Source organism: Microbulbifer sp. A4B17, from assembly GCF_003076275.1.
GTDB lineage: Bacteria > Pseudomonadota > Gammaproteobacteria > Pseudomonadales > Cellvibrionaceae > Microbulbifer.
Genome location: NZ_CP029064.1, coordinates 1,658,782 through 1,685,050, shown reverse-complemented (window position 1 = coordinate 1,685,050; position 26,269 = coordinate 1,658,782). Strand labels below are relative to the sequence as shown.

Here is a 26,269-nt window from a genome sequence, read left to right as displayed (position 1 = left end):
ATCTGAGTACAATCTTTTGTCAACTTCGTCCGTGTCCAGCCCTCCTGTATTGCCTTTATTGTCCAAGTTTTCCATCCTGTGGGGTGAAAAATAGGAGTAACCTGTCTTCGCGCTACCAGAACGAACCCACCACCAGCGCAGTAACGATAAGCAGTAGCACAGATAGAACTCTATAGTTCTGCCATAGTGGTTGTGCTTTTAGGGATACAGTCTCGGTGTCAAAATCGCTTTTAGACCAAGTGAAAGATTTGGCTTCTTTGCTAATCTCAGTTGGATAAAGCAGGCTGGTAATCACCAATACCAGTGAACAGAAGACAAACAAAATTGGAGCAATATAAAGGAAGTGTAAGTTTGTCCAGTCGAAGACTTCATTGACAAAAAAGAGGCCAACGCCGCCCAAGGTACCTAACAGTAAAGTAGCTATGGCTCCCTTGGAGTTAGCCCCACGCCAAAAGAATCCAATCAGGAAAAGTGCCAGTACAGGGGGAACTGCATAGGAAAGTACCTTCTGCAGATACTGGAATAAGGAACCAAAACTCTCAATTTGTGGTGCCCAAAGTACGGCAAGTATCATAAAGATAAAGGTGACCAGCTGACCTACACGCATTAACTGGTGCTGGTTCAGGCCCGGAAAAAACTTCCGCACAAAGTCCATGGTCACCAGCGTGGAAGCTGAATTCAGCGTAGAATCAATTTGCGACATTAGTGCAGCAACAAAACCGGCCAACACAAGCCCCAGTATACCGACAGGCAGCAGCTCAAATAACAGAGTGGGATAAACCATATCCGCGCGCTCTAGTTCCGGGAAAATAACAATCGCCATAGTGCCAGGCAGAACCATGATAAATAGCACGGGAAGTTTCAGCAGACCGGCAAATAAGGCTCCCCAGCGGCCGTGATTAACATCTTTCGCACTGAGTACCCTTTGCACCATAAATTGGTTAGTACACCAGAAATAAAATCCCAGCAAAGTGACTCCCGTAATTAGCCCTAACCAGGGCACACTCGAATCACCTATGGGCCGTATCAGACTCAATTGTTCCGCCGAGACCTGGGATACAACATTTTCCCAACCTCCTGCGCGATCCAGGGCAAAAATACTGATCAGGATTGAACCAAATATCAGCAGCAGAGCCTGAATGGTATCGGTATAAATAACGGCCGCCAAACCTCCACAGATAGTGTAGATACCCGCGATCACCGCCAAAATTGAAATCGTGGTCCAAATTGGTAATTCAGGGAATATCAATTTCATTACCAGGGCCCCTGCATAGAGGCTACCCGCAGTATCAACCACAATATTCAGGAAAATAGTCAATCCCGAAAAATAAGTGCGTGCGGTGCTATTAAAGCGACGCTCAAGCATTTCCGGCATTGTGTAAATGCGCGAGCGAAGAATTGTAGGCAGATAGAAAACGGCAAAGAAGACCAGGATAATCGCCGCCATCCACTCATAGTTGAAGACCGCTATGCCAGTGCTGTAAGCATCTCCAGCCAAGCCGATCAAAGTGGTACTGGATATATTGGAAGCGAACAGGGATAAGCCTATCAAAGGCCATACCATTTTCCTCCCAGCCAGGAAGTAGTCCTCTGCAGTATCGTGGCGGCGACTTAGGAAGAGCCCAAGGGCGATGGTGAAAACGAAATAGACGACCAAAATGGTCGCATCGACTGGGTGGAGACCAAAATCGACCGGCATAACTTCCTCGTTCACTGCTAGCAGCGTATTTTTAGAATGATTGCTTGAACTTGGCCAAAAATTAAATCACAGTGATTTAATTAAGTAAAGCCAAGCCTCAAAAAACAAAAAAACTCATATTAATCAGCAGGTTAGCCAAATTCAAATCTTAGTTACAGCGAAGCTAATAGACTAAGTAAAGGCTTTAAAGTTACACTATTTAACAATAGAACCGGACAATCAGTGGCCGGATCAGATCACGTTTCATCTCAGGGGGCACGGATGGGTAAAGGTAGCAATTCCAGTGGCTTACGCCGCTATAACGAGCGAGTAGTGCTCACGGCCCTGCGGAAAACTGGCGCGGCCTCCAAGTCCGACCTGGCGCGCCAAACTGACCTCACCGCTCAAGCGGTTACCAGGATCGTCGATGATTTGGAAAGCGTAGGACTGGTGATGCGAGAGGGGCGCCGACTGGGCGGCAAAGGCCAACCCTCGATCATGTACGTTATTAATCCTACCGGTGCCTACTCTGTCGGTATCAAAGTGGGACGGCGTAATATCGAGCTGTTGCTAATGGATTTTGGTGGCACGGTACTAAAGAAAGTTTGTCACGAGTTTGAATTTCCGGAACCCAAATTTTTATTAGCGAAAATTGAATCGGGCCTCCAGACACTTACCGATACCCTCCCCACTAAAGACAGAGGGAAACTAGTGGGCGTTGGTATCGCTATGCCTTGGTTTATCGGCGCCTGGACTGAAGAGCTCAATATGAGCGAAGAACTTGCCGCCCAGTGGCAGGAAATTAACTTTGCTGAAGAAGTTGCTCAGCGCACATACCTGCCGGTTTTCTTCGAGAACGACTGTTCAGCTGCTGCTGTTGCCGAATTGCAGTTTGGCAATGGCCAGGACATATCCAATTTTCTCTACGTCTATATCGGGACCTTTATCGGTGGAGGCCTGGTATTAAATGACAGCCTGGAAACCGGCGTCCATGGCAATGCGGGCAACCTGGTTTCCCTGCCAGTACCCCCCTCAAAACTTAGCAGCACCCCTGAAAATCACCAGGCATTTGAGCTACTCCTCAATCGCGCTTCACTATTTGGACTGCGCAGACATTTACGAGAGTGCGGCATCGAAATTACCAGCGCTTCCGAACTTGAAACGGTAATGGACCAGGCCCGCCCTCAGATCCAGGAGTGGCTGGATGATTGTGCAGATGCGCTGGTTTATGCATTTCTATCGGCAATCAGCGTACTGGACCTGGAGGCTATTATCGTCGATGCGCATTTACCCCGCTTTTTATTAGACGAACTGGTCGAAATGATTTCTCGCAGGATAAAGCAGGTGGCGCCTTCAGGTGTATTTGCGCCCAAAATTGTCAGTGGAAAAATTGGAGTCGACGCTATCGCCACAGGCGGTGCGATTCTGCCTTTTTACTCAATTTTTGCACCGGATAAAACAGTTCTATTAAAGGGCGGCATACCAGGAAGAATATCTACCTGATTGCGCCTTAATTGGAACCCCAGAAAAGCATAAAAATAACTCTGGGCTCCTTAAGAAGGATCAAAGTAATAACTCACCGGCAAATTTCCAATCAGCACTAATGAGGTAAATATCATGGCATTTAATCTCGATAATAAATGGGTATGGGATTTTTGGTTCGCGCAGGACGGCGACCAGTACCATGTATTTTACCTTCAAGCCGATAAATCACTGGGCGATCCTGAGCTGCGCCATTGGAATGTATCTGTCGGTCATGCCGTTTCTACGGACCTTATTCATTGGACAACGCTCCAGGATGCATTAAAACCCTCACCTCGAACTGCAACCGCCAGTGAGGAAGCTGCAGACTCTTACACTACCTGGACCGGCTGTGTACACAGAGAAGGCGACACCTGGTATATGTTTTATACCGGTACTAAATATTCGGAGAAAGGCCTGATTCAGCGGGTCTGCCTGGCAACTTCCAAGGACTTATTACACTGGGAAAAACACCCCAACAACCCCCTGGTGGAATTAGACCCCAATTTCTACGATGGCCTGAACCTTGAATATTGGCACGATGCATCCTGGCGTGACCCATGGATCGTTAAAGACCCCACGCAGAATCTCTACCATATGTATCTCACTGCGCGCTGTAACCAGGGCAGCCCTGATGGGCGTGGCGCAGTTGGCTATGCCAGCTCAACGGACTTAATTCACTGGAAAGTGGGGCAACCTGTACTGGCTCCCGGCTGGTATGGCGAAATGGAAGTACCGCAAATTGAATATATCCATGGCCGCTACTACTTATTCTGCTCAGTATCGACAAAGTTCCACAGCGCTGCCCATCGACAATCCATGCAGGGTACACCACTGACTGGCACAAAATATTTTATCGCCGATGATCTGAATGGCCCATACGAAGTGGTTGGAGATGGCTTTATCGGCGCAGACCAGCAGGGATCACTCTACTCCGGCCGGGTTATCCAGGGGCCGGACCAACATTGGTATCTGCTGGCTTTTAATAGGGACGATGCCGAGGGCAACTTTATCGGCGGTATCTGCGACCCCAAACGCATCGAGTTTATGGACGATGGGCAACTGGAATTGGCCAAAGACTAGCAGGCAGGAATCGCAACCAAATCCTTAGGTAGATGCTCACCAGAAGCATCTACTGCCCCGTATCCCCTTCTCCCGCAACCAGTGCTACTTAGAAAGACAAGCAGCGCTGTCACCAAAAGCAAATATCGATACCACGAAAATCACTACTTCCCCTTGGTTTGCTTATCTATTTGCTGATTCCACTGCGTAAATTACGCAAATTTTCGTATTGCCTTTATTAAATCACAGTGATTTAATAAATGTGTTCGCGGGGAGAGGTCCCACCCATGCGGTAACAGGAAGAGAGTCTCGAGCCCGCAGAGAACGGGCCGTGAAAAATCTAATAACCATAAGAGATGATTGAGGAGAGCGCCGTGATTGCAGAGGGCTTCCAAGCAGGTTCAGAGACACAGAAACACTTTAAACCACACTCCATAGCCCTGGCAGTTGCCATGGCCTCCAGCGTAGCGGTACCGGCAACAGCTGAGGAAATGCCGGAAATTGAAGAGGTGATGGTTACCGCAACCGCCCGACCGGTTACCAAGATGGAATCCAGCGTATCCGTTAGTGCACTGGACACTGAGGAAATGGCGAAGTACGCCCCGCGCTCTACCGCAGAGCTGTTCCGCAGCTTACCCGGTATTCGGGCGGAATCCTCCGGTGGCAGCGGCAATGCAAATATCACCGTTAGGGGTATTCCCCTGGCAACTGGCGGCTCCAAATATATGCAAATCCAGGAAGACGGATTGCCTGTATTAGAATACGGCGATATTAATTTCGGTAACACTGACAACTTTGTTCGCACCGACTCCTCTCTCGCACGTATAGAAAGCGTACGCGGCGGCTCAGCCTCCACCTTTGCCAGTAATTCCCCTGGCGGTGTGATCAATATGATCAGCAATACCGGCGAAGAGGAAGGTGGTAATGTAGGACTTTCCTTTGGTGCGGACTACGATGAGTCCCGGCTGGACTTTGGCTATGGCCACCACTTGAATGATACTTTGCGATTCTATGTCGGCGGATTTTTAAGAGAGGGCGAAGGCATCCGCGAGACGGGCTTTGATGGGGATTCCGGCGGCCAACTCAAGGCCAACCTCACCAAAGAGTTTGATAACGGTTATGTCCGCCTCTATTACAAACATCTCGATGACCAGGTAACAACTTATCTTCCTGGCCCTGTAACCTATAAAGGCAATGGCGAATTCGGCACGGTTGCCAACTTCGATGCCAGCAGCCAAACCCTGCATTCCGATAATTATCGATACATTTCCACTTTTGATGCCTACGGCAATCCGGTAACCCGCGACTTATCCGACGGTATCGAATCACTGGTGGAAGCCTATGGCTTTGAAACCAAATTCGAATTTAATGATGGCTGGACTGTTACCGACAAATTCAGAATTTCTGATGTTAGCGGCAGCTTTATTTCCCCCTTTACCGATACTTTCGGCGATTACGGACCACAATCCACACAGGATATGGCTGATACCATTTGTGCAAATGCCGTAAGCAATAGCGGAGAGGCCATAGACTGTAGCGCCGGCACAACGGTGACTTATGCGAATGGTGAAGAGGCCGAGGGCCTCGCCTATGTCGATCTGCTCTTTGATACAGAAATACACGATTTGGGTCTGGTAGTTAACGACTTTAAAGTCGATAAATTAATTGGCGATAATATTGTTGTCTCCGGTGGCTTCTATTACTCCAACCAAAATATCAAAACCAGCTGGAACAGTTGGAATGCCCTGATTCAAACTGTTGACGGCAGCAATTCTGAAAACCTCACCATAACTGCCAATGCCAACGGAGATGTACTGGTAGATGATGGCGTCTGGTCTGCAAGCTTTCTCTCTTGGGCCTGGGACCTGGAATATGAAACTTATGCACCCTATATGAATGTGGCGATCGACATCGGCGACTTTACCTTCGATGTCAGTGCCCGCCACGATATGGTCAGTGCCAAAGGCTCCCTGGTTTCCAGCTGCTGCGGTGGTGATACAGACTACGATCTGAATGGCGATGGCATTATCAGTGATGTGGAAAGTGCTAGTGCTTCCGATGCCTTTGGATTTACCGGCGGCATTATCACAATGGCCAATGGATCCACCCAGCTCGTTGACTACGATGCAGACAACACCTCTTTCTCTCTCGGTGGAAATTATATTCTCAACGACAGCATGGCCATTTTTGCCCGCTACAGCGAGGGGGGTCGAGCAATTGCAGATCGGCTTCTACAAATTAGCGGCGCCCTCAACAGTGACGGAAGCCTGACCGACACCACCGATGGCTTCGACTCTGTGGACCAGCTGGAAATTGGATACAAACTCTCAACCGGCGATTTGGATTTCTTTGCAACTTACTTTAATACGGTCACAGAAGAGACCAATGCAGAAATCACCAGCGGCTTAACGTTTGTACGCGAGTACGAGGCCCAGGGAATTGAGCTGGAAGCAGCCTACAGTTATGGAGACTTTTCCGTAAATGGAAACCTCACCTGGACCGACGCCGAAATTTCAAAAGATGCCAATGACAGTTCCGTCGTAGGAAATACACCGCGTCGCCAAGCTGATTTTATTTATACTATTACCCCGCAATATAACTTTGGGGATGACTTTACATTTGGGGCGAGCTTCCAGGGGTCTACTGAATATTTTGTTTCTGACTCCAACCAGTTGAAACAGGAAGGTTATGTCCTGATCAATCTGTTTGGTTCTTATTACCTGACAGAAGACCTTACCGTTTCCTTTAACGTAAACAACCTCACCGACGAATTTGTTGTTACCGAAGTTGAAGAGTCTTACGCAGAAGTTGGAGACATAGTACGCGGACGAGCTATCAGTGGCCGATCCACCAGCGTCAGTTTTAATTACGCTTTTTGATCGTTGTTATTCCCTACTCTAGTAAGTGGTTTGCAGTTCTGCCCATAGCTTTGCAAACCCCGAGCGTCTGGCTTCCACCGGCGCTCGGTTTTTTCTTTTAGAAACAATATAACCAGCTATAAATTATCAGTGATGTAGTTTCTGTCAACGATCAACTGATAATACAAATAACCTATGTAACCTGGGGAGCGGATTAGGATGGAAATGCAAGGCAGTGCGGTAGATACCTTGCTCGGTGGAATTGAAGCCGGTGGTACCAAATTTAACTGTGTGGTTGCCGCAGGAGTTGATGATATCCGTGAGCGAGCCAGCTTCCCAACCACCAGCCCAGAACAAACACTATCCAAAGTCGCCCAGTTTTTTCACGAAAGCAGTCAACGCCACGGCGCTGTTTCTGCACTGGGCATAGCCAGCTTTGGCCCGGTAAATCTGGACCCGACATCCTCCCTCTACGGCTACATTACCCAAACCCCCAAAGTTGGCTGGTCCAATACCGATATGGCCGGCTACTTCAGCCAAGCTCTATCCGTACCTGTTGCTTTCGATACAGATGTTAATGGCGCTGCCCTTGGAGAGCACCTCTGCGGCGCCGCTACAGATGTAACAAACTTTGTCTATGTTACTATCGGCACAGGTATCGGTGCCGGCATTATGATCGATGGGAAATTGATCAATGGATCTATGCACCCAGAAATTGGGCACATGCTGATGCCAAGAGACAATCGAAGAGATCCGTTTAACGGCAACTGCCCATTTCATGACAATTGCCTTGAAGGGCTAGCCTCAGGACCCGCGATAGAAAACCGCTGGGGGCTGCGTGGCCAACACCTGGAACAGAGCCACCCGGCCTGGGACCTGGAGGCAGAATATCTGGCGGTTATGTGTGTCAACCTCACCAGCTGCTACTCACCACAGCGAATCATTCTGGGAGGGGGAGTTATGGACCAGACTCACCTATTCGATCGCATAAGGGCAAAGTTCCTATCACTGGCCGGCGGCTACTACCCGCAAGTCTCAGAAAGCAATATTAAGAAGTATATTGTTGCACCAAAACTTGTGGGAAGATCTGGTGAGATTGGGTCCCTTCGCATGGCCCAGCACTTGTACAACAATAAAAACGTCATTGCCTAAGCCTATGGGGGGGACACACCCTCCCTTCCAACATCAGCATTTCCCCCAGCCATAAAAGCCTGTTTCTGTGATCACAGCCACTCCTTGGACAAAAACTTGCCGCTCAGAGTGATTCATGCGGCAGCTAATCTTCTCCCATGCTAGCGATTACCATTACCTATCTGTTAGGCTTTCATAAATATACCTCTAGTAAACAAGGCGATAACAAGAAGGATTAAGCGCCCTTCAGGGATAACAATGAAAATAATTAGATTATTAGTGGTGAGTATTCTCAGCATCTGCTGCCAACTGGCAATAGCCGGCAGTGCCGAGCCTACGACTTTCACTCGCCCAGGGATATTGTCTTACAATTTCTACTCGGATTTACTCGAACGCGAGTACGTCATCGATGTAATGCTGCCCCTCTCATATACCCCGGAAAATACCGATCGCTACCCAGTCATTTATATGACCGATGGCTTTCTGCACTTCCCCATGACAGCCCCCAACCTTATCCAGGAACAGGTACCCGATGAGTTTGGCAATGTCAAAATGCCTCCTGTAATTCTGGTAGGCATATCCCACGCCTTCGACGGCCAGAATTTCGCCCAACGAGTAATGGACTTCACCCCCGTACCCGGTGTAATCAAAGATACCGAACTCGGTGGAGGCGCAGATTACTTTCTGGAATTTATTGAAGAAGAGCTCAAACCCTTTATCAATAACAATTTTAAAGGCAATGAAGAAGATGAAACCCTGGTCGGCCATTCCCTGGGTGGGCTTCTGGCTCTCCATGCACTTTTTAACCACACCAATAGCTTTGACCGATATGTCATTGGAAGCCCCAGCATTTGGTGGGCCGATAAGCAAATTTTAGATAGTGAATTGGCCTATGCAGAGCGCAATGCCGATTTGGGGAAAAGCGTGTATTTATTTATTGGTGGTGAAGAGACCTGCAGTGAAATCGACTCAGTTTGCGCAGTAAAAGACTTCTCTCAACTAGTAAAAAGACTGAAGTCCCGTAACTACAATAGCCTTACTCTAAGAAAGCGTGTATTTGATAACGAGAATCACGGTAGTGTTGTTAACCCAGGCTATGATCGAGGGATAGAAAAGGTATTTAGGACTAATGTATTACCTAGAAAATATTCCTTCTAAGAACAATTTATTTAATTCAGGATTAGTAAGAGCTTGAAAAATAATTATTTTTAAGTATATTCATCTCCCTTCACAATTATCCATCGCACTCAGGATTAAAGATGAAAAGACTTTTAACAGCATTCGCCTGCTTATTGCCCACATTAACATACGCGGGAGTTTCATCCGATAGCAACAATAAGCTTTACATCAAGTGGATAGAAACCGGCTGGAGTAAAGACACATTGGCAATAGGATTCGATAGAACTATTACTTATAGCGGCACAGACCCCAACTGCGAATGGAAAAAAAGCGTGGTTATTAAAGTTGATGACGATAACTTACACAATGAGACATTATCGTTAGCCATGGGCGCTCAAATGGCTAACAAACCCGTTACTCTGTACGTCGAAGATGAGTGTTTTAACTCAAGACCTGAACTTATCTCTATACGAGTTTTGAATGAATAGTATCAGTCTAACTTGTTAAAAATTTCTCATACTTTTGGATAGCACTTGAATAAAAATTGCCTTTTAAGTGCCTTCCTTTAATTCAGAAAGGCTAACTAAATCTGGACCAAATTTATCTTTCATATCTGAACCCATCACGCTCTATACTCAAGCGCGACCAGCACAAGAATTGAGCATACGCTCCCAAGGGACATCTATCGAAATAAGCTTTTACTCTTAAAAGCTTTAAAAAACTAAGCGCCAAAGGTACACTTCATAAATCAACACCAAACTCAATCAAGGAATTCTGTACATGAAAACAATGATAACTTTATTTGCATGCCTGTTATCTGCCTTTGCACAGGCTGGTGTACAGTCAGAGTCAGATAACAAGCTCTATATTCAATGGATTGAAACCGGCTGGGAAGATAATGGCTTTGTAATCAATTTTGACAGGCAGATCACATATAATGGCACAGACCCAGGCTGCGAATGGCCCCAAGGTGTTTTTGCTAGCATGAGTAGCAATATGATGGACCAGATGTTATCCATTGCCCTAGCTGCACAAATGGCTCAAAAGCCCGTGAAGGTGTATGTAGACGATAACTGCTCCGGCTCTCGTGCCAAGCTAATCTCTATACAAATACTAACCGAAGAGTAGCCATGTTTCACCAACTAGAACTTTCAGCCAAAACGACTAGTTAAGCAGCTTAAAATTATTAAAATTTAAACCTCCCAATTAGAGCCTCAATAATGTTCAAACCTTAAAGAAAAATTTAAAAAATATTTTGGGCGGCATTGAGGAATAAGTGAAACACAACCAAATCCGCCCACGCAAAACTAGCGTTTTAAATAAAGCATTACGATACGAAAACCGCTTCAACTTTGACAACACAAACCACTAAGAAACCATTATAATCAGATAACAAATGTAAAAAACACTCTATACAAACTTAAAACAACAAAGCTTGTATAGAGTATTTATCAATTAATCTCGAAACAACTTAATCGCCTTACCAATTTTTCTGTACTGCTCTTCTACTTCAGGAACATAGCGCGGCCCATAAAGAGTCCCTTTACTTGCATACACCTCAGGCCAGGCAAAAGGATAAATGGCGATCACATCCTCCTTCCTCACAGCATGATCATAAGCTTGCTGAGCTCTTGTTATCAATTGCTCTTCCGTAAGATAGCCATAAGTTGTGTTGTCGGTCATAAATGCACGGGGAATTATGTAATACTTAACATCTTGCAAAGCGCCTGTATGCTCCCTTACATTATCTACATTTTCTCTCAAAAGATCAGTCATTCCCCCCTGAAAGTTAACACCTTTATATTTATCAACCCCGAATAAATTATAATTAAGAGGTACATGTTCGCTATAACCAAAAAGGTTGCCATAACCAAATATTTTCTCAACGGTATTTTCTGTAAAAGTTATAGCCCTTTTTGCCTTTGGAAAATCTTGTATAAAAATAAGACCAATTTCATCTAGATACTCTTTAACCTGATCCAGATCCATTTCTGATCTATTATATGGCTCATCTAGAGGATCTAACGCATAGATAATATCTTCATAAGGTTTTAGTTTTTCTTTGGCAACTTCCCACTGCTCAAGATAATCCTCTCTCTTACGGAAGCCCGACTGTGAATCGAAAAATATAGGCGCCAGCTCTACCCAAACTTTTACCCCATGCCTTTTAGCCTCTGCCAACTTCTCATCCACATTACTCCAATGCAGATTAATAAAAGTCGAAAAAGGAGCAACCTCCGAAATATAATCGACGTGCTTACCCGAGTGATAAAAACCAAATGCCTCTATATGATCAGGCACAACGTTTCCCGGCGGAATAATTATTGGAGTAGCAACCTCTCCATGCAATATAAGTATCTCAGGCTCTTTCAAGTCGGCCGCCTCCGTCATCTCCTCTTGAGCCAATACGCCACCTGGCAAAGCAAACAACAGGCACCCAACAAGAGGTAGCTTCTTAATATTCTTCCACATAAACTTCCCTATCCCAAACCGTACAAAATTTATTCTCATTTCGGCAAAGTGAAACTCACCCATGAGAACGACAGAAATCTTTAGTCAACTCTAACAGGTCAATACCACCCTGAAAGAGACCACCCCGAAATAGTACGACAAAACAAAAAGCTACCGCAAATCATTACAAAGTAAATCTGTCGTCACACTACAAAAAACCCGACCCATACCTCTATTTTGTAGACATTAAAAGATGTCCTGACTTAGAAATTTAAAACCTCACTTCTTCAACAGATAAAGCATGAACAAATGTTCCATCTATCAATTACAAGAAGCATCAAATGAAAACATCTCACACAACATAAAATTCTACTTTTAGCTTCAGGAATTTTTAAAAAATAAACCTGCTAGAAATTAACTTGGGATTAGCACACACTAACTCAAGCAGCCCCCAGACACTAAAAAGAATCTCATCATTATGATCCGTACATACTTATTCTATCAACCTCAAATTAGGCACCTACCCAAGACCACTTTTACTTCAGCGCCGCACTGAGACGAGCGTCTCACAACACCCATAAATGGCACTTGCACACCAAGTGCAGCTTGATGTTTCAGTCAAAAACCATGACATAAATAGCAACCAGGCATGAAACAGAAAACATATAGATTAATAATTTACCATTTGATAAATTTTCAAAACCTTTTAGAATTAATGACAACAACACTATAAGCCGGAGACTCCTATGAAATTCAAATTTCTGATTGCATTAATTGTAATGACCTTATAAAAAGGTGTTTTTCTGCGGGCATGTCTGACGATGCCACCATTAACAAGGCAGGCTGCCACATGAATAATGCAGCCTGCTACGTCTATCTGGATCAAACAGTTGACCCAGATAGCTGCAGCAGCAACTCGATACGCTGGAGCAAAGATGCCGACAACGGCCAAGAAACTCTAAGCTTATTAACCGCGGCATTTTTTGCCGGAAAAAAAGCTAGTTTTTATGTTCTAGATTCATGCAATGAAGATGGCATTTACCCGACCTTTGGATATTTCAACGTAAACAACAATTAAACACCCAAAAAAATCCTCAGGTTCTAACTCATCTTGGCTAGCCAGTTATTCGATATGTTTCAGTTAGATGGCTAGCCAAAACATCCTTAGTACCACCATAAATATTTAAGGAAATTTTACAGCTTTTACCTACTGCAAAGCTATTAAAAGAGAAGAAGTAACAAATACGCCCAAATTGACGATTGGCCTTAGCCCATCAAGTATTTCCCCGGAGTAGCCGGAAATCGAGAGCCGCCTAATATCCAGACAAAGAATAAATATTCCAAAACGCAAATTTCAGCAGCCTCTAAGGTTGCAATACTCCCTAGTTTCTCAGAGGCCTTCACTAGAACAGTCGATGTCGGAAAACCAACAACTACATTAAGTAGGAACAAATCCAGTAAAATAGCTACCCTCTAACCAACAACCGGCCAAAATAGTACTGTTCATAGCTATCATTTATATCTTCGTTATTAACCTTTGCTACTTCACTCCCACCACGAAACCCCTGCAAGAGGTCTGCTTCAACCTAATATTTTATCTGTATGACTAGTTAATAAGGGAAGAGCGGGAGCGTATCCCCGCCCTAAAGCTAAGCTTTCCTCAAACGGCGCAAATGCTCTTCATGGGTCTTACGCATATTAATGACATAAGTGCGACTTAACCGATCATGCAATAATTTGCCGACCAGGAAGAAATTGATAATCCATGCAATAAGCCCAAATGCACTAGTGAAGGCAAAGCTTACAGTTCTCCAAAGGCCTCGTAAATATCCTATCCGCTCGAATTTTTGACTGGTTACCCTATAGCCCATTATATACTTGCCTGGTGTTGCCTGAAGTTTGGAACACTCAAACAGCCAAGCAAACACCAGGTAGGCTCCAAAACAAAAAGGCATAACTTTTGCGGCTGCTACAGCTTCCGGAAAGTCAAAGAGCTTCATCATTGCCGCAGTAGCAAGAGAGCCAACGGCCATATAAGTCATAACCAAGTCTAAAAAGAGTGCAACACTTCTAGGTACAAAATCACCAAAAAAGTACTTTTCATAACGCTCTTCAAATTCAGTCTCACTTTGTGCCTCTACCTTGCCCCCGCCACGAAGCCCTTGCAAAGGATCAATACGGGACTCATGGGTTTCCAAGCTATTAAATATGCTATTGCACAACTTCTCGTCAAGCGCTTGGTAGAGGTAAGACGCATTACCTCGCCAATCGAACAGCTGATCACAGTACTGCAGGATATTCGGCGTTACTTGTGGGCGAAATCTTGCAGATTTCCCCCCCTCTACAGCACTTTGATTAAATTGGGCAAAGCGTTCAAATACAGAAAGACCTAAGTTCCAATTGTACTCCTCGTCCAGCATATAGGGGCTCTTGGTAAGAAAGTCCCAACTTTTCTCCAAGCTCATTTCCAAATGATTATTGAGCATCTCATCAACTTGCTTAAGTACCCGCCGAAATTCTTTGATACGCAAATCTCTATCCGGGTCTTGCGTCTCATGAGATTCACTTTGCTGCGTATCAGGGGAAACTCTTTCGCTCTGCTCCAAGGGTTCAGAGGCGCTATCTTGTTTCACTGAGAGTTCTTCAGCTACTGGCGGAGTTGATATTCCATCAGCAGAAGGCCGCACTTCAACTTCCTCCGCCCCTTCTAATACAGCTACCCTTTCACTTTTAACCTTCTCATGGCTTGTATTTCCTGCCTGCCCTAGTGAAGGAGTTTCCAAGGAGGCTTCCGCATGCCCGGCAGTCTCCTCTTGCAATTGCTCAGCCAGTTTCAATGCTTGCTTATAAGCTGTATGAAGTGCCTGGAATTCTTCCGGCTTTTCATCTGGGCGTGTTTGCTTTAGTTTTTTTGCATAAGCGCGCTTAATCACCCGAGCATCAGTGATGGGGTTAATTTCAAGAATGGCCCAGGGATTCATCAAATCCAATCCTCACCATCCAAGCGATCCAGAATTTCACTAACCTCAGTTCGAGCCTTAATAATTTCTGTAGGATTTTGCCTTTCTAGGACGCTATCAAAGGATGACAGTAATTTGGCAATATACTCACGCTGCTCGCCAAGACTAGATTCATACAAGCGCTCACCACGAGCAATGATTGCCTGGTTTTTCTCATCTTCACGGGGATGGAATTTTAGTTTTGCCAGTTTTTGCAGGGCTTCAGCCTTTTGTACATCGGAGAGAGCCCCCGGTGTAAACTCAATTAACTTGTTGAAAGTTTTATCCGTGGAGACAACGGTCACATCCACTTCCAAAAGTCCATTCATATCGTAGGTATAGCGAACATCTGCCGCTTCTTCCCCCTTCGGCTTTTTCGGTACGGGAACGGTCATCTCACCCAGGTAAACATTTTTAGATACCAGGCGATTCTCTCCCTGGTATACGTCTACACAAAGTTGGGTTTGATCATCCCGAGCAGTCCAAACCCGCCTTACAACACTGACTGGTACAACGGTATTGCGCTCGATAATAGGCATAAAGTAAGCACCGAGCTGCGGATTATCTTCATTGATAACCCCAGTTCCCAGGGTGTAAGGACATACATCAGTCAGGACAATATCATCCAGTGCCGAGTTCTTTTCTTTTAAGCCAGCCTGAATAGCCGCCCCCATCGCAACGACAGTGTCCGGGTCCAAATGACAGGCTGGCAGGCGGCCAAACATTCGCCCAACCATTGAACGAAATTGGGCCATGCGCGTCGAACCGCCAACCAATACCACCTCATCAATTTTCTGTGGTGGCAAATCTGCATCGCGCATTGCCCGCTCAATTGGCCGTTTCGCTCTTAACAACAGGGGGGTGCTGAGTTTTTCAAACCACTCTGGGGTCACCTGAAATTGCAAGGAGCGCCCATCAAGTTGTAATTCAAGTTTTTGCTCAGGCTGCTGGCTAACTCGGCGCTTGGCGCTTTCCATTTGCATATATAAGTTTTGCAAATCGCGAGGGCTTAAGGCCTCTTTCTTAATATCAAACTCAGCCAGGACATCATCGATCATTGCCTCAACGAAATCTTCTCCACCGAGGAAGTTGTCTCCGGCACTGGCATGAACTTCCATAATGCCATCGAAAAATTCCAGGATGGAAACATCGAAGGTGCCACCCCCAAGATCTAAAATAAGGAAGTTTCCTTCGCGCTTATCGTGTAAGCCGTAAGCAATGGCAGCCGAAGTTGGCTCGTTAATAAGCCGCTCTACTTTTAATCCCGCAAGCTCTCCTGCCAACTTGGTGGCATGGCGCTGATTATCATTAAAATAAGCTGGGACACTGATTACCGCCTCGGTTACCTCTTCACCAAGAAAGGTTTCAGCATCTTCTTTGAGCGCACGTAAAATTAACGAGGAGAGTTCTGTTGCACTAAATTTCTGTTTCCCCAGGGAAACTTTGTGGTCAGTGCCCATCAAGCGCTTAAACGCAGCCACAGTGGTACTACTGTGGTTAATAAGACGTTCTTTAGCCGTTTTGCCGACTAGCAGAGTGCCAGAATCATCAAGCCCCACAACTGACGGGGTCAAAATTTCACCCAAACGATTGGGAATTAGTTTTACCCCGTCATCAGTCAGTACCCCGCAAGCACTATTAGTGGTTCCCAAGTCGATACCAATAATGGCCATATTTCCCCTACCTACCCTTGGATTCGAATTGCAAAAACGATCGAATCTATAGAATTTTTAAGACAATAGTTTTAGCTATATTTATGGCGCATTATTCTAAGCGGCCTTGACCACAAATTGCCAGATAAGACACCGCTATAAAACAATATCAGGGGATGGGTACTCACAAAGTGAAGCGTGATTAAGCGGTTAGTTGTGGCCCAAAGGGCTGGGCCACGAAAAGATAAATATAAAAATTAGGGGGCGCGACGCTCTATATTCCAGCTTTCATTTTCTTTACGTCGATAAATAAAACGATCGTGCAATCTATTTTCACCTCCCTGCCAAAACTCAACAGCATTGGGCACCACACAGTAGCCGCCCCAAAATTCTGGCAACGGAATTGTTTTACCGGCAAAGCGAGCCTTCTCTTTATCAAACTGCTGCTCCAGTTCCTCTCTGGACGAAAGCGGCCGGCTCTGGTGCGAGGCCCATGCGGCCAACTGGCTGTCCAGGGGGCGTGACTGGAAATAAGCCTCAGCCTGCTCGCGGGAAACTGACTCCACTTTCCCGTAAACAATCACCTGCCGCTCAAGACGGCACCAGGGAAACAACAAGGACACTTGAGGGTTAACGGCCATATCTCGGGCCTTGTCACTCTGTAAGTTGGTATAGAAAACGAATCCCTTCTCATCGAAGCCTTTAAGCAAAACGATCCGCTGCGAGGGGTGCCCGTCCGCGTTAGTCGTGGCGAGACACATGGCGCTGGCATCAACTAACTCCGCCTCAACAGCTTCTGCCAGCCACTTACTGAACTGTTCCAGAGGGGTCGGCTTCAGTTCAGAGCGCCTTAAACCACCCATCTGGTATTCCCGACGCCATTGATCGATTTCCATGGTGCTACTTCCTCGGTTGTTCTAGCTCAAAGTTTATTCAGCGAAATGCCGGAAGGCTATGGTGCGGCAGCCACCGCGTCAAATTCCCCAAAACCTGTCGGCAGGTAAAGTTATATCAAGCGTACAAAGTTTCCTGCCGCGATGCGGGTCGAATCTCAATTTTCCTGTGATTTTTCTTGCGAGGGTGCAGACTCTGCGGGCGCTTGCACCGCTTTTAGCGGGCCGCTAGGCTCACTGCGTTTTTACACGAATAAGGAAAATGGTGCTTATGTCCTCTGCGCCCACATGCGCCCAGGTGCTAATGCGCCTGCTGCGCGAATATCAGGTAGAAAAAGTTTTCGGGATCCCCGGCGTACATACCATTGAACTGTATCGCGGCCTGCCCGGTAGCGAATTGATGCATATCACGCCAAGGCATGAACAGGGCGCCGCCTTTATGGCAGACGGTTATGCCCGCGCCATCGGCAAGCCTGGTGTCTGCTTCCTGATCACTGGGCCAGGGCTCACCAACGCAGCCACTGCAATGGCGCAAGCCTACTCAGACTCAATTCCCATGCTGGTTATTTCCGCCGTCAATCGCCGGGAAGACCTTGGTATGGGGCGTGGGCGCCTGCATGAGCTACCCCGCCAGAGCGACGCCAGTCGCGGCTTCTGTATCTGGCAGCACAGCCTCACCCAGGCAGACCAACTACCTGAAGTGATGGCGCGGGCATTCCAGCTGCTGCAATCCAGCCGCCCCGGCCCAGTGCATATCGAAATCCCTATCGACCTGTTCCCAGCACCGATGCCCGGCAAGCTGGAGGATTATCGCGCAGCTCCCAAGGCCATGGTACCTGCAGCCAATGCCGCAGCTACCGCAACTGCGGCCCAATGGCTACAAGCTGCTGAACGCCCTGTAATTCTGCTTGGTGGTGGCGCGCAATCTGCTGGAAAAGCAGCTACACAAGTATCAGAAAAAATTGCAGCTCCGGTTTTCCTATCACTGGCGGCCAAAGGCGTTGTCGATGAAAGACATCCCCTGTGTGGTGGCGCCAATCTCAGTTTTGATTGCGTGCGCGAGCGAGTGGAAACTGCCGATGTGGTTCTGGCCGTTGGCACAGAGCTTTCGGAAACCGATCGCAATCTGGTGCGCGACAATTACGCATTTTCTGGCAAACTTATCCGCATTGATATCGACCCAGCCCAACTGGTTTGTAACGCCCAACCGGACCTGGCTATCTGTGCAGATGCCGCTGAAAGCCTGCAACAAATAAGCGATGCCTTGGTTCGGCGCGATGGGAATTCAAAGCTACTGGCTGAAGAAGAAGTTTCACAATTAATCGCTAACTGCCGCAAAGAGTGGTGGGAAGGTTCAGAGGCGCGATTCCCCTGGGTTGAAGCCCTTCGCAAGGCTCTGCCCGAAGAGGGAATTCTGGTTACAGATTCCACGCAACTCGCCTATAACACCAACCACGCTCTGCCGCTATATCAGCCCCGCAGCCATATTACCTGCACCACCGGCTACGGCACTCTGGGATTCGCCCTGCCCGCCGCTATTGGGGCCAGGTTGTCCAGCGAGCGGGATGTGGTTACCTTGATAGGCGATGGCGGCCTGATGTTTACCCTCGGCGAATTGGCCGTTGCGGTAGAACAGCAGTTGCCGCTGCCGATCCTGGTTTGGAATAACAGCGGATACGGAGAGATTCGTGACTTTATGGATGCCGCAGAGGTGCCTCAAGAAGGTGTTAATCTTCGAACGCCGGATTTTGTCGCACTGGCAAAATCTTTTGGCGCTGAAGGTTGTCGCATCGACAAACCGCAGCAATTAGCCTCGGCGGTAGCGGAAGCCCTTCAACGCAAAACTCCAACACTCATCGAAATCACCGCCCCTTGAACTGGCGCGAAACAAACGGAAGCGTGACATGACAGATTTCAACAAGCTGCATACCGACAAACTGTTTATCAATGGTGAGTGGCGCGAACCCCTCGGCACCAGTTCCCACCCGGTGATCAATCCCGCCACTGAAGAGATGATCTGCCAAGTGGTAGAAGGCTCTGCGGAAGATGTTGATATTGCCATCACCGCCGCTCGCAGCGCCTTCCGCAAGTGGCGCCACACCAGCGCGGATCAACGCTCTGCCCTCTTGAACGCTATTGCCGATGGTATGGAAGAACGCAAGGAAGATTTGATACAGGCGATCTCACAAACCCTCGGCTGCCCAGCCCATATCACCCGCTGGTTGCACGTGGATGGCCCCATCTACGCCATGCGTTACTACGCCGGTCGCACTTCGATAATGGAAGAGACCGAGAAAGCGGCTCACTCGGTATTGATCCGGGAGCCGATTGGCGTTTGCGGTTTTATCACCCCCTGGAACTACCCCCTGCACCAGTTTGTAGGCAAGGTAGCCCCAGCCCTTGCAGCTGGCTGCACCATGATCACCAAGCCCTCGGAGACCACTCCGCTACAGGATTATGTCATGGCGGAGATTATTGACGCGGCCGGTGTTCCCGCGGGCGTCTTCAACCTGGTTCCCGGTGCGGGTTCCGTGGTGGGTGCGACACTGTCATCTCACCCGGGAATCGATATGGTGTCCTTTACTGGCTCTACCCGAGCAGGCATCGAAGTCGCCAAAGCCGCAGCGCCCACGGTAAAAAGAGTTACCCAGGAGCTGGGCGGCAAATCACCTCTGGTTATCACCCCGGATGCAGACCTTAAAGCAGCGGTTCGCTGGGGTTGCGAGGATGTATTTATTAACAGCGGCCAGACCTGTACTGCATTAACCCGGATGCTGATCCCCGCTGAACGCTATAAAGAGGCGGTGGAAATCGCCAGGCAAGTGGCTGAAGAAGTAACGATGGGCACCGACGCCAATGCCTTTATGGGCCCGCTTTCCTCCGCGCGCCAGCTGGAAATTGTACGCAGTTATATCAAGAAAGGCGTTGTGGAAGGCGCTCGCCTTGTGGCCGGCGGTCTCGGCCTGCCCAAAGGGCTGGAGAAGGGTTTCTACGTGAAGCCGACAGTATTTGCCGATGTTCACAACGATATGACCATCGCCCGGGAAGAAATCTTTGGACCGGTAACTTGCCTGATCCCCTACAAGGATATGGATGAGGCTATCGCCATTGCCAATGACACCGAATACGGCCTGTCCAGCGGTGTCTGGGCTAAAGACGCCGAGAGCGCCATGCCTATCGTTCGCCGCATCGAAGCAGGCCTGTGCTTTGTTAACGGCGGTGAGTTTAACTACGACGCCCCCTTCGGCGGTTACAAGCGCTCCGGCAACGGACGCGAGTTTGGTGAGGCCGGTCTCGGTGAGTTTATCGAACTGAAATCCGTGCAGCTTCCCGCATAAACTTCTGCACCGCCCTCTAATGGGGGCGGTACTGTTGACTGCTAATCCCCTCCCCGTTATCTTTGCTCGCACATCACGAGAGTGGCTGACGCCAACGCCAACCTGCCGACCGGGGCAAGGTGGTTCTCTCTCTGCGGCACACAAGGCCTGCGGGGAGGATGGGGCTCTACCAGAGCAAACCAACCGGATTAGCGAACATCATTTCGCCGCTTCCACGTCAGTCCTCCATAGTTTTACCATTGGAGGGACCATGTCCGAATCACCGTTTTCCAGTAAAGACATTATCGAAATTCAAATTGCCAGCCAAAGAAGCCACACGGCGGTACGCGCGGTGAGAAGAGGTGATCGTCAGTTGTTGTGGCAACTACTGTTCGACACTGCCGAAGAGGCATTAAAATTTGCCACCAGTTGCCGCGCCAGTGAGCACCCTATTTCAGCCCATGAGGCCTGCGAACTGGCGGGATAAAGTAGAACCAACAGGCGCCGCGAGCTCGCGCCCGTTACCCTGTGCCAAGAGCACCCGACAGGAGCTAAAAACAATACCATGTCAAAGCCAGAACAATTCTTTGAGCACCTGCGCAGCGAACTCAAACAGATCGATGCAGACGGCCTGTACAAACGCGAGCGGATTATTACCTCCCAGCAGGCCGCTGAGATTCAGGTGAACAACGACACCCAGGTACTGAATTTTTGTGCGAACAACTACCTGGGCCTGGCTAACCACCCGGACCTGATTGAAGCGGCCAAAGAGGGGCTCGAACAGTACGGCTTCGGCATGGCATCGGTGCGTTTTATCTGCGGCACCCAGGATATTCACAAAGCACTGGAATCACGCCTTTCTGAGTTCCTGCAAACCGAAGACACCATCCTTTACACCTCCTGCTTCGACGCCAATGGCGGCCTGTTTGAAACTCTGCTGGGCCCGGAAGATGCCATCATCTCCGACTCCCTCAACCACGCCTCCATCATCGACGGCGTTCGCCTGTGTAAAGCCAAGCGCTACCGCTACGCCAACAACGATATGGCGGAACTGGAGAAGCAGCTACAGGCCGCAGACGCCGCTGGCGCCAAGACCAAGCTGATCGCCACCGATGGTGTTTTCTCTATGGACGGAGTTATCGCCAACCTCAAAGCCGTGTGCGACTTGGCCGACCAGTACAATGCCCTGGTAATGGTGGACGACTCCCACGCAGTGGGCTTCCTCGGAGACCACGGTCGCGGCACCCATGAATACTGCGATGTGATTGACCGCGTCGATATTATTACCGGCACCCTGGGCAAGGCCTTGGGCGGCGCTTCCGGCGGCTTTACTTCTGGCCGCAAGGAAATTATCGATATGCTGCGCCAGCGCTCACGCCCCTATCTGTTCTCCAACTCCGTAGCCCCAGCGATCGTCACCGCCTCCCTGAAAGTGTTGGATATGCTGACTGAAGGCGGCGAGCTGCGTGAACAGCTGCGCGACAACTCCGCTTACTTCCGCAAGCGCATGTCCGAAGCCGGCTTTACCCTGGCCGGTGCCGACCACCCGATCATCCCGGTGATGATTGGCGATGCTGCCCTGGCGCAGAAAATGGCTGACAAGATGCTGGAGCGCGGCATCTACGTAGTGGGCTTCTTCTATCCGGTAGTGCCCAAGGGCCAGGCCCGCATCCGCACCCAGATGTCCGCCGCCCACACCCGCGAACAGCTCGACCAGTGTATCGATGCCTTCATTGAAGTTGGCCGCGAACTAAATATTATCTAAACCAAACAGCGGTGCTGATACGGTAATTCTCACAAGGAATTCACCGGAGCGGCACCGCACCCTGCCATTTGTAGTTTTAAAAACAATGAAAGCACTATCCAAGCTGAAATCTGAAGTGGGAATCTGGCTCACCGATGTGGAAATCCCCACACCGGGCCACAACGACCTGCTGATCAAGATTCACAAAACCGCGATTTGCGGTACCGACATGCACATCTACAACTGGGATGAATGGTCTCAAAAGACTATTCCTGTCCCTATGGTCGTTGGCCACGAATATGTGGGTGAAGTCGTCGGTATGGGGCAGGAAGTTGCAGGTTTCCAGGTGGGCGACCGTGTTTCCGGTGAAGGCCATATTACCTGCGGCCACTGCCGCAACTGTCGCGCCGGCCGCCGCCACCTGTGCCGCAACACTTACGGTGTCGGTGTAGACCGCCCCGGAGCTTTTGCAGAGTATCTGGTGATCCCCGCGCTCAATGCCTTCAAGATCCCGGATAACATTTCTGACGATCTCGCCTCTATTTTCGATCCCCTCGGCAATGCGGTACACACGGCCCTGTCTTTTGACCTGGTGGGCGAAGATGTACTGATTACCGGCGCCGGCCCTATCGGTATTATGGCCGCAGCAGTCGCCAAACATGTTGGCGCACGCCATGTAGTTATCACCGATATCAATGAATACCGCCTGGACCTGGCACGCAAGATGGGCGCTACCCGTGCCGTAAACGTTGCTAAGGAAAACCTCAGCGATGTGATGAACGAGCTGGGAATGAGCGAAGGCTTTGATGTTGGCCTGGAGATGTCCGGCGTACCCGTCGCCTTCCGCGATATGATCGCCGCGATGAACCACGGGGGCAAAATTGCCATGCTCGGTATCCCCGCAGGTGAAATGGCAATCGACTGGGGGCAGGTTATTTTTAAAGGCCTGATGATCAAAGGCATTTACGGCCGTGAGATGTTTGAGACCTGGTACAAAATGGCCAGCCTGATTCAATCAGGTCTGGATTTAACCCCCATTATCACTCACCAGTTTTCTATCGATGACTTCCAAAAAGGCTTCGATACCATGGGGTCTGGTGAATCCGGTAAGGTAATTCTTAACTGGAAATAAGTCTCAATGGCTGCGGATGACCCGCAGCCGCTTCTCCTGACACTTGTTTTACTACTCCCCACCTTACTCTACCCATCGACTACCTTGTGTTATCAACCTATATCTGCATATTCGCAATTACTCCAGTTAAGAGGTTCATCGATTAAAAATTAATTTCCAAAATTTGGATTATTTCAAAGGTGGGAAATATATTTCGCGACCATTGTGCCCTTGCTGCATGCTAAGGGTATTTCTTGGTGATAGAAATATACAATCTGCACAGGCTATAAGTATCAGTGCCAACAGATTGGGGCAGAATTGAACAGACACCTTTCCCCTGAATATCGCAGCCTATATCCGCACAAACAATCACCATCACCTTAAGATATCCAAACCTACGAAGCTCTTCTTTTAGCTCAGAATGGTTCAATTCGGATAAATAGGCGCATGAACCTCAAGCTCTGCGATTTAAAAGAAGACCACTTGATCTGAAGATTTTTATCGACGATTGAAATATCCAAAGAGAGAAGTTTCAAAAATATAGGCACAAAAATGATCTTATTGGATTTTATTAAGTTTGTTTTAGTGTCAAAGCTGCGTAGAATTGGTAGATATTTTTCGGTATTTAAGGCCTATTTGATCAAACCTCTACAGACCAGTGACTAAGAAGCACAAGAAAGGTCCAAGAGAGACAGAGACCTAAGAATTCTGAAAAAGACTCACCTACTTAAAGGAGAACGCTAGCGCAGTGTAAGAACAAGTAAAAGGCGCTGACCCAAGGTGCTACCAACACCAGGGGCCAGCTAACCAAATTGATAATGACAGTATCAAAGTGGCTACATGCATAGTACGCTAGAACCCCTCTTGTCTTCAATAAAGTGGAGTACATTCAGCAGCTTGGAGTGCGTCCTCAAGCTCTGGAAGCGTTGCGCCCGCCTTTTCTTCTTCTATGCTTATCGTTCTCGCGCCCCACCTCTCACTGTCTTCACCTATTACTTTTTAAGCTTTGCCTCTACGGAAGGCCTGCCCATCGTTTGAATTCAGCTGGAAACAAATATGTTAATTTTAAATCGCCGCATTGGCGAAAACCTCAGGATTGGATCAAAGGTCTCAATCACAGTACTCGAAATTAACGGTAATCAGGTAAAGGTAGGAGTGCACGCTCCGAAATCCTTATCCGTTCACCGTGAGGAAGTTTATCTGCGCATCAAAAAGGAACAGGGGCTGGAAAATAAAAAGCGCTAAAGGCGGCTGGTTTTACACTACCTAAGCAAAGCTGCAAGGAACGGCAGGCGCTTGGGCTGATATCGAGGTGATCACCTGCTGGCAGAAGATTTTCAGGGTTCCTACTCTGGCTTTACATTTTTTACAAGACCATACCTTCAATTTTGCCGAAAATGAAAAGCTAAACACACTGATTGCCTTATGGCGGTCGCGATTGATGGATATCAGCTGGTTTATGCGTGGTCTAAATGAGTCTATCGCTCGGCAAGCTAATGCTGAGGACCAGTATACAGGTCGCTTTTGGGAAGGGCACTTCAAATCTCAGGCATTACTGGATGAACGGGCTCTGGCAGCCTGTATGGTTTATGTGGACCTCAATCCCATCCGAGCCAAAATGGCCAAAACTCTGGAAGAGTCCAATTTCACTTCGATCCAACAACGTATTCAAACCGCAATCTCTGGCGAGTAACCCAAAAACCTATTGCCATTGGTGGGGGGAGAACGTCTGAATATGCCTAAGGGCCTGCCTCTTCAGCTGAATCACTATTTGGCACCAGTGGACTAGAGTGGTCGGCATTTAGACCCGAGGAAGCGGGGCGCCATCTCTCAAAATACACCCCCGATCCTGGATCGACTGGGTATCTCAGTAAAACACTGGCTCTACCTCAACCGGAACTTTGAAAGCCGATTTAAAAGATTGGCGGGATCAGCAGAGGCTGTACGAAAAGCCTGTGTTCAGCTCGATAAACACTGGATACATGGGTTGCGAGACTGCCAACAATTTCTTAGCCCCGCGCCCAGCTGAACAAGATAATTTCAAACCCTAGTTATCCCCAGAGTACTGGTATCCCTACCTGCCCCCGCATCTTTTTACCTACGGTCTAAAAACGTTATTAGCGCCAATTCGCCACCCACTTTGCTGTAGGCACTCCATCTACCTGTTCTATGGCACAGAAGTTCTCACCTAGCTTTTACCCTTCAATCCATGGCTGTCCTTTTTGTTTGGATTGTACAACCCTTTGAGGGTAAACTTCACTTGCGGCATATCTCCATTTTTTTCGCACTCACCTGACAAATATTGATACACCTCATCTGGCTTACCCGATTGCACATTAAATTCTTCACCATAGCCCTCACTAAAATAAATATCTACAGCTTCAACTTCGGCAACTTTTATCACCCCTTCCAAAAAATTCCGAATTTTATTAATTCCAGAGAATAGGGAAGAAGACTGACAACTATCATCATCCTCAACAAGGGCATAGGGTGAAATCAATTCATCCGACACATCCGACAATGGTGTCGCTGTTAGCAAAAATGGCATTGAGTCATTAAACAGCTGCCTATCTTTACCTAACATTTCAAATACTACTTTCTGAGGTATATTGCATCCGAGTAAAACATATAAATTTGAACTCAATGCTAACTGAACCAACTCAAAGGAGACAGAAATAACATCATGTTCCGGCGAGTCAAAGAAAATTTCTCCAAATGAAAAATAACTCATGA

General features: G+C 47.9%; 21 protein-coding genes and 1 riboswitch. Of the genes, 15 read left to right on the top strand and 6 right to left on the bottom strand.

What is annotated here, in order from left to right; genetic code table 11:
* Nucleotides 1–112: 112 nt before the first annotated feature.
* Nucleotides 113–1,714 carry a sodium:solute symporter gene (locus BTJ40_RS07510; RefSeq protein ID WP_202862868.1) on the bottom strand — a complete coding sequence of 534 codons (1,602 nt, stop codon included), beginning with the start codon at nt 1,712–1,714 and terminating at the stop codon, nt 113–115.
* A 246-nt stretch (nt 1,715–1,960) separates the two neighbouring features.
* On the opposite strand from BTJ40_RS07510, the gene BTJ40_RS07505 reads away from it, so the two are divergent.
* The 7 genes from BTJ40_RS07505 (at nt 1,961) to BTJ40_RS07475 (ending at nt 10,497) form a co-directional block, all read left to right on the top strand.
* Nucleotides 1,961–3,181 (top strand): ROK family transcriptional regulator, encoded by a 1,221-nt coding sequence (locus tag BTJ40_RS07505; protein WP_108732507.1) that lies wholly within the window; start codon nt 1,961–1,963, stop codon nt 3,179–3,181.
* A 114-nt stretch (nt 3,182–3,295) separates the two neighbouring features.
* On the top strand, nt 3,296–4,282 hold the full coding sequence (locus BTJ40_RS07500; RefSeq protein WP_108732506.1) for a glycosyl hydrolase family 32: 987 nt from the start codon (nt 3,296–3,298) through the stop codon (nt 4,280–4,282).
* A 353-nt stretch (nt 4,283–4,635) separates the two neighbouring features.
* Complete coding sequence (locus BTJ40_RS07495; protein ID WP_238152161.1) at nt 4,636–7,140, top strand: TonB-dependent receptor; 2,505 nt, start codon at nt 4,636–4,638, stop codon at nt 7,138–7,140.
* A 198-nt stretch (nt 7,141–7,338) separates the two neighbouring features.
* Entirely contained in the window at nt 7,339–8,271 is a 933-nt protein-coding gene (locus tag BTJ40_RS07490; protein ID WP_108732504.1) for an ROK family protein, read from the top strand.
* Nucleotides 8,272–8,508: 237 nt separating this feature from the next.
* Entirely contained in the window at nt 8,509–9,408 is a 900-nt protein-coding gene (locus tag BTJ40_RS07485) for an alpha/beta hydrolase (RefSeq protein WP_108732503.1), read from the top strand.
* Between the two features lie 101 nt (nt 9,409–9,509).
* The gene (locus BTJ40_RS07480) at nt 9,510–9,857 is read left to right on the top strand and encodes a hypothetical protein (protein WP_108732502.1); all 348 of its coding nucleotides are present in this window, start codon (nt 9,510–9,512) and stop codon (nt 9,855–9,857) included.
* Between the two features lie 292 nt (nt 9,858–10,149).
* On the top strand, nt 10,150–10,497 hold the full coding sequence (locus tag BTJ40_RS07475) for a hypothetical protein (protein WP_108732501.1): 348 nt from the start codon (nt 10,150–10,152) through the stop codon (nt 10,495–10,497).
* Nucleotides 10,498–10,824: 327 nt separating this feature from the next.
* Here BTJ40_RS07475 and BTJ40_RS07470 read toward each other — a convergent pair whose 3' ends face one another.
* Nucleotides 10,825–11,841 (bottom strand): hypothetical protein, encoded by a 1,017-nt coding sequence (locus BTJ40_RS07470; RefSeq protein ID WP_157953958.1) that lies wholly within the window; start codon nt 11,839–11,841, stop codon nt 10,825–10,827.
* A gap of 790 nt (nt 11,842–12,631) precedes the next feature.
* Here BTJ40_RS07470 and BTJ40_RS07465 point away from each other — a divergent pair.
* On the top strand, nt 12,632–12,898 hold the full coding sequence (locus BTJ40_RS07465; RefSeq protein ID WP_108732499.1) for a hypothetical protein: 267 nt from the start codon (nt 12,632–12,634) through the stop codon (nt 12,896–12,898).
* A 571-nt stretch (nt 12,899–13,469) separates the two neighbouring features.
* On the opposite strand, the gene BTJ40_RS07460 is transcribed toward BTJ40_RS07465, so the two are convergent.
* From BTJ40_RS07460 to pdxH, 3 genes are all read right to left on the bottom strand, one after another.
* A complete protein-coding gene (locus BTJ40_RS07460) occupies nt 13,470–14,801 on the bottom strand; it encodes an RDD family protein (protein WP_108732498.1) in 1,332 nt (443 codons plus the stop codon).
* The gene (locus tag BTJ40_RS07455) at nt 14,801–16,492 is read right to left on the bottom strand and encodes a molecular chaperone HscC (RefSeq protein WP_108732497.1); all 1,692 of its coding nucleotides are present in this window, start codon (nt 16,490–16,492) and stop codon (nt 14,801–14,803) included. The genes BTJ40_RS07460 and BTJ40_RS07455 overlap by 1 nt, the downstream gene beginning before the upstream one ends.
* A 236-nt stretch (nt 16,493–16,728) precedes the next feature.
* Nucleotides 16,729–17,367 (bottom strand): pyridoxamine 5'-phosphate oxidase, encoded by a 639-nt coding sequence (gene pdxH / locus BTJ40_RS07450; RefSeq protein WP_108732496.1) that lies wholly within the window; start codon nt 17,365–17,367, stop codon nt 16,729–16,731.
* 268 nt (nt 17,368–17,635) lie between these two features.
* Between pdxH and BTJ40_RS07445 the strand changes: the two genes are divergently transcribed.
* From BTJ40_RS07445 to BTJ40_RS07415, 7 genes are all read left to right on the top strand, one after another.
* Entirely contained in the window at nt 17,636–19,240 is a 1,605-nt protein-coding gene (locus BTJ40_RS07445) for a 5-guanidino-2-oxopentanoate decarboxylase (RefSeq protein ID WP_108732495.1), read from the top strand.
* A 28-nt stretch (nt 19,241–19,268) separates the two neighbouring features.
* The gene (locus tag BTJ40_RS07440; RefSeq protein ID WP_108732494.1) at nt 19,269–20,702 is read left to right on the top strand and encodes an aldehyde dehydrogenase family protein; all 1,434 of its coding nucleotides are present in this window, start codon (nt 19,269–19,271) and stop codon (nt 20,700–20,702) included.
* A 65-nt stretch (nt 20,703–20,767) separates the two neighbouring features.
* Nucleotides 20,768–20,894, top strand: a riboswitch (SAM-I-IV-variant riboswitch).
* A gap of 58 nt (nt 20,895–20,952) precedes the next feature.
* Nucleotides 20,953–21,168 (top strand): hypothetical protein, encoded by a 216-nt coding sequence (locus BTJ40_RS07435; protein ID WP_108732493.1) that lies wholly within the window; start codon nt 20,953–20,955, stop codon nt 21,166–21,168.
* A 78-nt stretch (nt 21,169–21,246) separates the two neighbouring features.
* On the top strand, nt 21,247–22,446 hold the full coding sequence (locus tag BTJ40_RS07430; protein WP_108732492.1) for a glycine C-acetyltransferase: 1,200 nt from the start codon (nt 21,247–21,249) through the stop codon (nt 22,444–22,446).
* A gap of 85 nt (nt 22,447–22,531) precedes the next feature.
* Complete coding sequence (gene tdh, locus BTJ40_RS07425) at nt 22,532–23,557, top strand: L-threonine 3-dehydrogenase (RefSeq protein WP_108732491.1); 1,026 nt, start codon at nt 22,532–22,534, stop codon at nt 23,555–23,557.
* 1,035 nt (nt 23,558–24,592) lie between these two features.
* Complete coding sequence (csrA, locus tag BTJ40_RS07420) at nt 24,593–24,781, top strand: carbon storage regulator CsrA (protein ID WP_108732490.1); 189 nt, start codon at nt 24,593–24,595, stop codon at nt 24,779–24,781.
* Between the two features lie 196 nt (nt 24,782–24,977).
* Nucleotides 24,978–25,229 (top strand): hypothetical protein, encoded by a 252-nt coding sequence (locus tag BTJ40_RS07415; RefSeq protein WP_157953957.1) that lies wholly within the window; start codon nt 24,978–24,980, stop codon nt 25,227–25,229.
* Between the two features lie 495 nt (nt 25,230–25,724).
* Here BTJ40_RS07415 and BTJ40_RS07410 read toward each other — a convergent pair whose 3' ends face one another.
* Nucleotides 25,725–26,267: a hypothetical protein gene (locus tag BTJ40_RS07410; RefSeq protein ID WP_108732488.1), complete on the bottom strand. Its 543-nt coding sequence runs from the start codon at nt 26,265–26,267 to the stop codon at nt 25,725–25,727.
* Nucleotides 26,268–26,269 lie beyond the last annotated feature (2 nt).

Excerpts from the sequence above, each read along its gene's own strand:
- BTJ40_RS07505 (WP_108732507.1), top strand. The coding sequence starts at position 1,961 with ATGGGTAAAGGTAGCAATTCCAGTGGCTTACGCCGCTATAACGAGCGA.
- BTJ40_RS07500 (WP_108732506.1), top strand. The coding sequence starts at position 3,296 with ATGGCATTTAATCTCGATAATAAATGGGTATGGGATTTTTGGTTCGCG.
- BTJ40_RS07490 (WP_108732504.1), top strand. The coding sequence starts at position 7,339 with ATGGAAATGCAAGGCAGTGCGGTAGATACCTTGCTCGGTGGAATTGAA.
- BTJ40_RS07485 (WP_108732503.1), top strand. The coding sequence starts at position 8,509 with ATGAAAATAATTAGATTATTAGTGGTGAGTATTCTCAGCATCTGCTGC.
- BTJ40_RS07480 (WP_108732502.1), top strand. The coding sequence starts at position 9,510 with ATGAAAAGACTTTTAACAGCATTCGCCTGCTTATTGCCCACATTAACA.
- BTJ40_RS07475 (WP_108732501.1), top strand. The coding sequence starts at position 10,150 with ATGAAAACAATGATAACTTTATTTGCATGCCTGTTATCTGCCTTTGCA.
- BTJ40_RS07470 (WP_157953958.1), bottom strand. The coding sequence starts at position 11,841 with ATGTGGAAGAATATTAAGAAGCTACCTCTTGTTGGGTGCCTGTTGTTT.
- BTJ40_RS07465 (WP_108732499.1), top strand. The coding sequence starts at position 12,632 with ATGTCTGACGATGCCACCATTAACAAGGCAGGCTGCCACATGAATAAT.
- BTJ40_RS07460 (WP_108732498.1), bottom strand. The coding sequence starts at position 14,801 with ATGAATCCCTGGGCCATTCTTGAAATTAACCCCATCACTGATGCTCGG.
- BTJ40_RS07455 (WP_108732497.1), bottom strand. The coding sequence starts at position 16,492 with ATGGCCATTATTGGTATCGACTTGGGAACCACTAATAGTGCTTGCGGG.
- pdxH (WP_108732496.1), bottom strand. The coding sequence starts at position 17,367 with ATGGAAATCGATCAATGGCGTCGGGAATACCAGATGGGTGGTTTAAGG.
- BTJ40_RS07445 (WP_108732495.1), top strand. The coding sequence starts at position 17,636 with ATGTCCTCTGCGCCCACATGCGCCCAGGTGCTAATGCGCCTGCTGCGC.
- BTJ40_RS07440 (WP_108732494.1), top strand. The coding sequence starts at position 19,269 with ATGACAGATTTCAACAAGCTGCATACCGACAAACTGTTTATCAATGGT.
- BTJ40_RS07435 (WP_108732493.1), top strand. The coding sequence starts at position 20,953 with ATGTCCGAATCACCGTTTTCCAGTAAAGACATTATCGAAATTCAAATT.
- BTJ40_RS07430 (WP_108732492.1), top strand. The coding sequence starts at position 21,247 with ATGTCAAAGCCAGAACAATTCTTTGAGCACCTGCGCAGCGAACTCAAA.
- tdh (WP_108732491.1), top strand. The coding sequence starts at position 22,532 with ATGAAAGCACTATCCAAGCTGAAATCTGAAGTGGGAATCTGGCTCACC.
- csrA (WP_108732490.1), top strand. The coding sequence starts at position 24,593 with ATGTTAATTTTAAATCGCCGCATTGGCGAAAACCTCAGGATTGGATCA.
- BTJ40_RS07415 (WP_157953957.1), top strand. The coding sequence starts at position 24,978 with ATGGATATCAGCTGGTTTATGCGTGGTCTAAATGAGTCTATCGCTCGG.
- BTJ40_RS07410 (WP_108732488.1), bottom strand. The coding sequence starts at position 26,267 with ATGAGTTATTTTTCATTTGGAGAAATTTTCTTTGACTCGCCGGAACAT.